This is a genomic window from Syntrophorhabdales bacterium (genome assembly GCA_035541455.1).
Classification (GTDB): Bacteria; Desulfobacterota; Syntrophorhabdia; order Syntrophorhabdales; family WCHB1-27; genus JADGQN01.
Genome location: DATKNH010000003.1, coordinates 1 through 2,888, shown reverse-complemented (window position 1 = coordinate 2,888; position 2,888 = coordinate 1). Strand labels below are relative to the sequence as shown.

The window sequence follows — 2,888 nt, the reverse complement described above, 5'->3', positions numbered from 1 at the left end:
CAAGGCCTGGCGCCTCGATGTCGCTGCCTTGGGCCTCACGCCGCTCAAGCTTCACGATGAGGGCATGTGGGATCCCAAGGATGAGTATTGGGGCGAGCCCGATGAACCGATAGCAGCGTGGGCGCAACCGATCATCAAGCGCGGTCCACGACCTGTCTATGAGATGGAACAGGTCATCCCCGGCGAGGACCCTGACGATCCCGATACGGATCCCATACTCGAGGCGGTCGAACTCAAAAAGGCCCGCGCGTACGCTGAGGCGCGCCTCACCCTCATGAGCCTCCTCGTTGCTGATCTCCGCTGTCTCGACGCCCATGCGCACCTCGGCATGTTCGCCTTCCCCCGCGATCCCGAGACGGCCACCCGTCACTATGAAATCGGGGTGCGGATCGGCGAGCTCTCCCTCGGGGAAAACTTCGCCGGCGTCCTCCTCTGGGGATACACCGACAACCGTCCCTTCCTCCGCTGTCTGCATGGCTACGGTCTCTGCCTGTGGCGGCTCGGCCGCATCAAAGAAGCCGACGACGTTTTTACCCGCATGCTCTGGCTCAATCCTTCGGACAACCAGGGTGTGCGCCTTCTCATTGACTCTGTGCGCAAAGGAGAAGCTTGGCATGAGTAACGGTTGGTCGTCAGAAACGCTGAATCAAAAAGAGCGAGAGCTCCGCGCGCACAACAGCAAAACCAGGACTCACTGTGGAACTATGGAAAGCTCTCTCACCTTCCCACAGTTCCACAGTACGGCGGCGACACGGAAGATGGTTACACTATGTATGATAGTGACGGCCCCAAAACGGCAAAGACAAAAGCAAAGAATTCTCTTGACAGCGAAACACAGAAAAGAGATAATGAAAAATGGTATGTAACTAACTGAAATAACAAGACAAAGCAGGTTTCGTACGTACAGCACCTAGAAATGTTCATAGTACTGGCTCAGCGTTTCTTGCAGAGTAGAGTAGGTTACAGGCGCCGTATGACCTTGCAGCCACCGGTTTCCTGTAACCTCTCCCCGGTAGGGTCGAAGATTGGCGCGCCGGTTTAGGTTGATGTTTGTGTTCCCCGTTTGCTCGCCCTTTCGCGTCGCGAGTGTCACATCATCTCAACCATGCCACGTTTCCAACCTCCGCCACGTCAAACCCATCGTGCGGATTTCCCGCAATGGGCTTTCCTCTTGGCTTCACACAAAGGCTTATGATGCCTACCGGCTGGCAGCGCTTTCGGGGCGGTAGTACCGAACCTTGTAATCATTGTAGAGGCCAAGGTTCTTATACAGCCACTCCCTACTCCACCTCTTCCAACCAAAACCCCGCCAGTTCCGTGCCCTCTGAAGATGCCTCCTAACTTTCTTCTCTACCCAATCCCTGATATAGGAGAAGCATGTGCCTGCATTGCCTATCCGGAAGTAGTTCATCCAGCCCCTGAGCTTCGGATTGATCAAGGCAATGACCCGGTCGACGGGCTGTGATACGAAACGCCGGAAGATGTCCTTGAGGTTCCGCAGGAGCTTTGTCCTTGCCTTCATCCTCGGTGTCGTCCACACCGTCCATTTTCCGCTTTTCGCCTTCATCCTCCGGAAGTCAAAACCGAGAAAGCTGAACGTCTCTCCCTTCATCATGTCTACCAGTCTCGTCTTCTCCGTATTCACCTGCACGTTGATGCGCGCCAATTCCTCAAGAAGCTTTGTATAGACCTCGGTGAGGAGCCACTCCCACTTCCCGCCATAACCATCGACCAGTACCACGAGGTCATCTGCATATCGGGCATATTCAACGTAGGTGAAGCCCGATTTGCTCGTCGTGCGTTTCATGCGTTCGAGCATCGCGTCGACCTCGTTCAAGCAGATGTTCGCGAGCAGCGGGGAGGCTACCCCGCCCTGCGGGACTCCTCTCCTGCCGTTGGCAGCAAGCATGAGCTTGAGGAGCCTCAGTACCTTGTCATCCGCAACTCTTCGGGCCACCTTCTGAAGGAGCATGGAGTGTGAGATATTGTCGAAATAGGCTTTCAGGTCAAGATCGATAACCCGTGTCTTGTTGCGGACCACGGCGCTTGCCACTCGGTCGACTGCCTCGTGGGCTTTCTTTCCCGGGCGGTAGCCGTAGGAGCCTTCCTGGAAATCGGCTTCAAAGATCGGTTCGAGAATCAGTTTCAGCGCTCCCTCCACCACGCGGTCCCGGATACACGGGATACCTAAGATTCTCATTTTTCCATTACTCGGTATCTCTTTTCTCCGGTTCCTCATGGGGAGGTACGTCTCTGAGAGCAACTCCTCCCGTATGCCTGCAAGGAAGACATCCACGCCGTCCCGTTCGATCATCTCGAAGGTGACGCCGTCTATTCCCGGCGCCCCGTTGTTCTGTCGTGCGGCCCGGTAAGCTTCCTGCAATGTCTCTTCCTTGCAAATGTGCACATACAGGCCCCAGAATCGGTGGTGCTTGTCGGCTTTCGCCACTGCGTACATCCTCTTTCTCAGATCCTGCAGACTGATGGGCGTCATTATCAGCGCACCCCTGCGTCACCCTGTTGAAAGAAGGAATACCACGAGCAGGGCCGCTTCGCTCCGCGGGCATTACCCCGCATCGTCGCTACTGCCGGCCCCTCCGCCACCCTGCCGCCTTCGGCCCACTTCCCGGTTCTGCGGTTATAGGACCTACCTTGCTCCGGCGATTTCTCATCCGGGGCGGCGAGGGCTTCTCCAGTTGCATGGTGTGTCCTTGCGATCATACCGTCGCTCCCACCCCGCTGAAGTGGAGTACCCGTATCAGCCAGCTTTTCGGGCATCCATGCTGCCTTCACCCTCCAGTTGAAGTCTCGGCCTTCAGATTTGTGCACTTTCGAGGCCACCTCTGCGTTCACTCTCGTTACGGCCTGACCGCTCGCCATCACCCTTT

Annotated in this window: 3 protein-coding genes; 1 reads left to right on the top strand and 2 read right to left on the bottom strand. The window is 56.4% G+C overall.

What is annotated here, in order from left to right; all coding sequences use genetic code 11:
• On the top strand, positions 1 to 622 hold a 622-nt coding region (locus VMT71_00150; protein HVN22350.1), incomplete at its 5' end, for a hypothetical protein.
• A gap of 576 nt (positions 623 to 1,198) precedes the next feature.
• Here VMT71_00150 and ltrA read toward each other — a convergent pair.
• Together ltrA and VMT71_00140 are read right to left on the bottom strand one after the other, a co-directional pair.
• Positions 1,199 to 2,494, bottom strand: coding sequence for a group II intron reverse transcriptase/maturase (gene ltrA / locus VMT71_00145; GenBank protein ID HVN22349.1), 1,296 nt, complete (start codon positions 2,492 to 2,494; stop codon positions 1,199 to 1,201).
• 2 nt (positions 2,495 to 2,496) lie between these two features.
• Positions 2,497 to 2,888, bottom strand: a 392-nt coding sequence (locus tag VMT71_00140; protein ID HVN22348.1) for a hypothetical protein, incomplete at its 5' end; no start/stop codon positions are given.